Source organism: Agrobacterium rosae, from assembly GCF_002915175.1.
Taxonomy (GTDB): Bacteria; Pseudomonadota; Alphaproteobacteria; order Rhizobiales; family Rhizobiaceae; genus Agrobacterium; species Agrobacterium rosae.
Genome location: NZ_NXEJ01000013.1, coordinates 228778 through 235142, shown reverse-complemented (window position 1 = coordinate 235142; position 6365 = coordinate 228778). Strand labels below are relative to the sequence as shown.

The 6365-nt window shown below is 54.4% G+C and carries 5 protein-coding genes and 1 pseudogene; 2 read left to right on the top strand and 4 right to left on the bottom strand.

The features are described 5' to 3' along the window. Positions 1-1926 (bottom strand): type VI secretion system tip protein TssI/VgrG (gene tssI, locus CPJ18_RS25615; RefSeq protein WP_103660384.1); only part of this gene is annotated, 1926 nt, incomplete at its 3' end. A 739-nt stretch (positions 1927-2665) separates the two neighbouring features. Here tssI and CPJ18_RS26675 point away from each other — a divergent pair. After that, the gene (locus CPJ18_RS26675) at positions 2666-2992 is read left to right on the top strand and encodes a hypothetical protein (protein WP_143240078.1); all 327 of its coding nucleotides are present in this window, start codon (positions 2666-2668) and stop codon (positions 2990-2992) included. Positions 2993-3406: 414 nt separating this feature from the next. Here the strand turns inward: CPJ18_RS26675 and CPJ18_RS25605 are convergent, their stop codons facing one another. Beyond that, a complete protein-coding gene (locus CPJ18_RS25605) occupies positions 3407-4657 on the bottom strand; it encodes a TadE/TadG family type IV pilus assembly protein (protein WP_245445501.1) in 1251 nt (416 codons plus the stop codon). A 268-nt stretch (positions 4658-4925) separates the two neighbouring features. Then, positions 4926-5078, bottom strand: a complete 153-nt coding sequence (locus CPJ18_RS26955; RefSeq protein WP_153367041.1) for a hypothetical protein — start codon at positions 5076-5078, stop codon at positions 4926-4928. 90 nt (positions 5079-5168) lie between these two features. On the opposite strand from CPJ18_RS26955, the pseudogene CPJ18_RS25600 reads away from it, so the two are divergent. After that, positions 5169-5849: pseudogene (locus CPJ18_RS25600) on the top strand (DNA polymerase Y family protein); the annotation flags it as partial. Between the two features lie 80 nt (positions 5850-5929). On the opposite strand, the gene CPJ18_RS25590 reads toward CPJ18_RS25600, so the two are convergent. Next, the gene (locus tag CPJ18_RS25590) at positions 5930-6307 is read right to left on the bottom strand and encodes a winged helix-turn-helix transcriptional regulator (protein WP_103660382.1); all 378 of its coding nucleotides are present in this window, start codon (positions 6305-6307) and stop codon (positions 5930-5932) included. Between the last annotated feature and the right edge of the window lie 58 nt (positions 6308-6365).

The window sequence follows — 6365 nt, the reverse complement described above, 5'->3', positions numbered from 1 at the left end:
CGCCGTACCCGCATCTGCGCGGGGGCTTGGACCAGAGACGACACCCTCGCGTGACGACATGCCGCCTGCGCCGAGGAAGCCGAGGGCGGAAGAAGCGAGCGTCGTTGCGAAGGCGGCCACACCCGGTCCACCACCACCCGCGATTTGGGCTGCCTGCGATAACAGTCCGGCGGTGTGACCAGATAGCGCCTGTACACCCGCCATCGCCATCATCGCCATTGGACCGGTGCCACCGACGACCGTGTTTACCGATCCGCCGATCTCATGCTTCTGGTTGCCTGAGACTTCGACGGCACGATTGCCACCGACAGAGGCCACCTCATGGCGGTCGATGCGCTTGGTACGGTCGTTGAGAACGCGTGTCGTCTGGTCCTTCTGCGCGTGGAAGAACTGGTTCTCCTTGCCTGCTTCGTCCTCGAAGGTGATTTCGTTGAAGCCGTCGCCCTTATGCGTATTGGAACGCAGCACCATGCGGGTCTTGTTGGCCGGCAGATCGTAAGGCACCGAATTTTTCGGGTTGTTGACAACGCCTGTCACCAATGGCTTGTCCGGATCACCATCCACAAAAGCGACCATCACCTCCATGCCGATACGAGGAATGACCTGCGCGCCCCACGTGCCTCCACCCCATGCCTGACTGACCCGCACCCAGCACGTATCCGTCCCGTCCTTCTTTGCCTTGCGGTCCCATGGGAACCACAGTTTGATGCGGCCATATTGATCTGGGTGGATTTCTTCACCCTCTGGGCCCGCGACGATGGCGACCTGTGTGCCTTCGATCTTGGGGCGTTTGGTTGTGCGATGTGGGGTGAGGGGTACGCGAGCTGGGATGGCCTCGAAGGCGTTGCGGTATTCCGGCTCGTTGCTGTTGGTCTCATAGGATCGATCCACGATGGTGTGGCTGGCCTTGATGATCACATGCTCTTCATATTCATGTTCGGGATGGGCGACCTCGTATGGTGTAAAGCGACGACCGGCTTCGAGAATGCGGGACGTCGATCCTCCGAAAACACGGTCATGGTCGGCTTCGATGGATTGTGCCCGCAGCTTCTGGGCTCGCTCTGCCTCTTCCACGGTCTTGATGCGTGCAGGGTATTCGTAAAGCTCACGCTTGGTCGCATCCGGCATCTGCACCAGCGACGGCGTCATATTGCTGGGCACCATGCCGGGTGTTTCGAAATTCCAGTCGGCCCCGGCACGCTGGCCGGGCACGTAGGAAAAGCGTCGGGCCCAGTCGTTGATATGGTTGCGGTCCGATGAGCCCTGTGCCAGTCTCACTTTGCCTTCACCCTGCGCTGAGGGTGATGGTCCAAGCCATCCATTGGCGGTATCGGCCACATGCAGCTTGTGAGAGCCGTCTTCGTGGCTGAACCAGTAAAATAGTCCATCCTCCTCGAAACGGCGCAGAAGATAATCAAGGTCCCGTTCGTTAAACTGCACGCTGTAATGCTGCGCAGGCGGGGTTTTGATGATGCCCGACGTATCCGGGGCTGGAATGCCGTGTTCTGAAAACAGGGTTTCAGCAATTTCTACCGAGGTCTTATCCATCCAGATGCGGCAATCGGAACGGCGGGATAGCAGCCACATTTGCGGGCGGATGGTCATTGCGTAGGAGCGCAGGCCACGGGTGATCGGCGGTCCCTCGTGTAGGTCTGTCACGAGACCGTTGAACGGGCGACGAATACCGCCACCTTCTCCATCTCCTTGGCTCACCTCAATCGAGACATCGACCAGCCTGCCGATCAGCTCCTCTGGCTTGACCGATTCCTTTTTGGCGCGGACATTCAACTGTATCTCGAACAGTTGCGACACGCCTTCGTTGATAACCATCCGTTCCGGCAGCAATTGATCCTCGCCCAGCGGCGACCTGACCTTGAGAACACGGCTGGCCTGGATGAACTCGGACGACGATGGCTGGTCGGTCATGGGGAACCCCGGTGATCGGATTGGATAAAATATCAATCAGCTGTCAAAATCTACCGGGAATGCAATCAATCATTGTGGCAAAAGCAAGGATTCGCGACCTTATTTGCAACCGTGACACCATAATATTCGCGTGGCATCCCAAACTCGCCGTAATCTACCGACTAATCTGAGCGAAAGACAGGTGAGGTCACATTCATGGCGCTAGTGAATATGGACGGTGGGGTAGCGAAGAAACGTAGGAAGGCTCAAGCTTACAGACGAAGCAATACGGTTCGAGGGGCGGACCTTGTAAGCTTCAGCTCCTTCGCGCACAGCCGCGCCGTTGCTCAGGGATGCACGGCGTTCTGTTTATGCAGACTGTCTGGTCGAAAAGGCACAGCTTAAGTTCGGTCCCCCCGGCGCTGAGCGCCGGAACCTATTCCTATTTTAGAACCCAAACTCATCACGCTGCACTGAACGGCAAGAACAAAAGTAGTGCTACGGTCGCACCCACGAGCGACAAAACTGAAGCGTCTGAAAATTCAGCATTGTCGTCCTGATATGGTCAAGTTGACTTCTTTGATTTGAGGAATTTTGGCCATTGCCGGATAACTCAACCTCAACCAGATCAGTCAGTATTTTCCTCAATTCAGGCCGAGGGGCATCCTGCCCCTTGGTACCGGGATCTTGTGGTCTCATGAAAAAGTGCAGTTTTGCAGTCGTTTCCACCATCGTTCTTGGTTGTGACTAGGATATATGCTTGACAGAGCTCCCTCCTGATCCGCCAGATCGTGCTCGAAAGGCGAGAGCAGGGCTGTATCCAAGCTTTCTATCTGCGCCATTCCAGTTCTCGCGACACTTTCGCAACAGAGACACAGGCTCAGGGACCGTCAGAATTAAAGCGAAAGCTGGTAACTTCTTCGAAGAACCTGTTGCTGAGAGGGTGGAAACCAGACGTGGTTCTGCGACGATAGCTCTCGATATCGAACCTCATTTTGATCGCCTGATTTTCATGGATCAAAAACAAGCACATTGCGCTGCGCTTGAAACGCGTAAGGAGTTTCATTCTGGTCGAGCTATCCATTGAATGGCAATGCCAAGATAATTCAGCAAAACATCGGCCGCGTTGATTGGTCATCACGACGAGCAATTCTGTTTTTCGGTCCCTACGGCATGGACGTGTCTAGTGAGACGTAGGCGCTCAAGCAAGCTTGACCTGCGGCACTCACAGTATCGCCCGCATTGGGCGTGAGCTGACACGGAAACGTCCCGGCTACGCCATTTAGGTCGACCGGTACGTGCGGCACACTGAATTTTCGATGGGTGATTTGGAGAGCTAGATCCTCCCTATGCCCGCAAGGGTATTCTCTCGATTGTTATCCAGTCGGCTGAATACCCTTGAGGGCAGAGGTCCTGAGTGGCGCTCGACGTAACCTTACATCCCCAGCGCCCCGCATTCCTATCCGTAAGGGGCCAGCAGAAATCATTTTCTCGGCCGCCTTTATTTGACAAGTCTAACAACACCCTTTGCGCTTGTTCCTCCGCCGTCGTACGGCTCCAGCGCCCAGTTTGCCGAGTTGATGATCATGGTGTTGACGACAAGCGAGATTTTGTTCGCCTGATTGGTCGTCGAATTGTACGTGACGTCCCGGTTCGGAAGGTAGATGACGCCGTCGAGCGTTTCGCCCTTCGAACCGTTGAAAATATACTGGCGGGTGTTCGTACCAGGAGAGGCACCACTGGTCTTCTCAAACATCAAGATACCTTTGTAAGTGCCAGACGCAGGTGCGGAAGCGGTGAAGGACAAGCCTCCATTCGCGCGTATCTCACTGTCTACGTCAGGAAAATAGAATGTCACGCCTTCCGCCTTCACCTTGGCATCGCTGTTTATGATCATACGTCCTTTAACGACGTGTAGCCCCGGTTCGAATGTGATGGTCGGACTACCGTTGAAGGTCACATCGCAATGCAGGCCTGGCTTTAAAGATACAGTTGCTCCGTCTTTGGTGCCGCTTGTGGTGCAACTTGATGGAACTTTTGGCTCGATCATCTTCCCAATGTACGGATCAGAAGCTGCATCGCATCCAACCTGGAGATTGGAGAGCGTGCCGCCGTTCTTGATGTACTGCCTTCCCTTAACGCAGAACCGGGCGGTTTCGATAGTGGAGCCACTGTTCATGATAAATGCAGGATTGCTGACCGAACTAACGTCAACGCCGCAGCTCGGTGCTTTGACGGCCGCTCCAGAATTGACCAAGACCGCTTGGTTTGTATTTCCAAGAACGTAAATGCAGGTGCTCGGGGCTTTGGATTTCGGGGCTATGGCTGTTGAGGATACGGAGATCGGTAAAAGATCAATGCCGACGAGGGACAGGAAGGAAGGCACAAACTGCGCGTTAAAAGTTCCCGTTACGCTGCCATCTGTATTGCTGATGACGGAGAGTGTCTTTTGAAAATCAACCGCTTCGCCATCATTGCCCGCTAAGTCGGCTAAAAAGTTCTCTATTTGTAATCTCTGACCAGAAGGGGTCGATTCAACGGCTGCCGCTAAAACACCGGAATCCAGCTTTTCCTGGAGATGGGCCTTCTCGGTGAATGCGCCGTAGATGTCGACAGCGCCCCCTGCTGTCGCAATGAGAATGGGAAACACGAGAGCAGACAGTACGCCGAAATTACCGCTAGAACATTGCATGTTGCGGAAAAAGGAGTTTGATAACTGTTTTGCTATGGGACGCTTAGGACTTGCTGGCACTTTAACCCTCTTTCATTACGAGAATACTTCTATCTCATAATATTTCTGGGCTATTATTAAACGAATCTGAATTTCTAGAAGGATTTTATCTAGTGGTAAATTCCTTGTAACCAAAATCTGGAGAATTTAATGGCAATTCTGCAGTTTAATAGATGTCGAAAGGCCAGAAATTACANTTCTGCAGTTTAATAGCTGTCGAAAGGCCAGAAATTACATCTGAATCAGATAAATTTTGATTTCTATTGAGATATGCCGAGTTTTGACTTCATTAACGGCTTTCCACCCAACGTTGGCGTTCTTGCCAAATGGCATCGGCGACTATTTTTGTAATATCCTTCTCGCCGCGCGTCAGATGCTTTGCAACAATGACCCAAGCCATGAGTTTCAGTTCTTCGGGATATTCGAGTTGATCTTTTGTCACAGCAACCTCAAGCTTCAAAATTATGCTAAATTAGTGGGATTGCGCGAACCTGACCCTCGCGCGGACGGTTGCGGGTAGCTTGCGCATCGCAACAAGTATGTCGGTCGGCTCGTAGTCCAACTCGTCGCCGAACTGGAGAAACGCGGGCTCGGCGCTCGCCGGACTGATCTCATCGTGCATCGCGTCGACAGCACCCTCCAGGCGATCCGTGCAGGGACGGCAAAGCCGGCACGCGACGTCACGTGGCTTACGAAACTATTCAAGGATCGCACCGAGCAGATCGATCCCGGTTTTGGGATCGAGAAACTCGTTCTCGTTGCCGTGTCGGCGGAACCGCTGCAGGAGGAGCAGAAGTCGTCGTCTCTCGTAGAAGAGGAGATAACCGACCTGACACCTTTGATCGACATCTTCAGTAATCGCGGCGGCCAGCGCGTCTACCGCGTGGCACCCGTGGCACCGGATGTGCCCGAGCGCAGCGTGCAGCAGGTCTCAGCAGTTGCCGAAAACGTTGCCGAGAGCTGGGTGGGGCATTGGCGCAGACCCGTGCGGCTGTTCGAACGATCGGAGCAGATCCAAGCAATCGCAATGATGCCAGACTATCCACCAGCGACAATTACGTGGCGTGGAAAGCGCCACCGCGTGAAGCGAGCCGACGGCCCGGAGCGCATCTTCGGTGAGCTACGTCGCCGAGGTTATGCGTCAATCGGTGACGATCACCCGGTCGACGGGCAAGCAAATACTTTTTTACCGGAGACCTTGGCGGGGCGCTGATCCATGCCAACCCTCAGTTCTCCTTTATCCTCTGGACGCGCCAGGCGGGACTGAGGCAGCCGGATGTGGGCTACGATCAATCATGCCGTCGGCTTTCGACCCCTCGTTGACGATTTGACCGGAACAGTCGAGCCATACTCACTCCACCATGCCGCCAACGCCTCCATCGTGGGGCCAAGCCCGCGCGCCTTCTGTGTCATCTCGTACTCGACCCGCGGCGGCACCTCAGCAAATATGGTTCGCGATATTAACCCGTCCGCTTCCAGTTCTCTCAGCTGGGCGGTCAGCATGTGCTGTGTGATGCCAGGTATGGCTTTCCGAAGCTCTCCGAAGCGGTAGACCCGCTCGTTGAGCAGCCACATGATTTCAAGCTTCCATTTCCCAGAAAGCATGCTGAAGGCACGGCGCATCTCGTCTTGCATCGTTGGCGTTTCGTCGGTCACGGTATGTATTTCCATACTAGGGTGTCTTAATTCATCCTACTTGCACAAAACGATCATAGACGACAACTTGCAG

Coding starts and splice junctions, on each gene's coding strand:
- CPJ18_RS25590 (WP_103660382.1), bottom strand. CDS start 6,307: ATGGAAATACATACCGTGACCGACGAAACGCCAACGATGCAAGACGAG.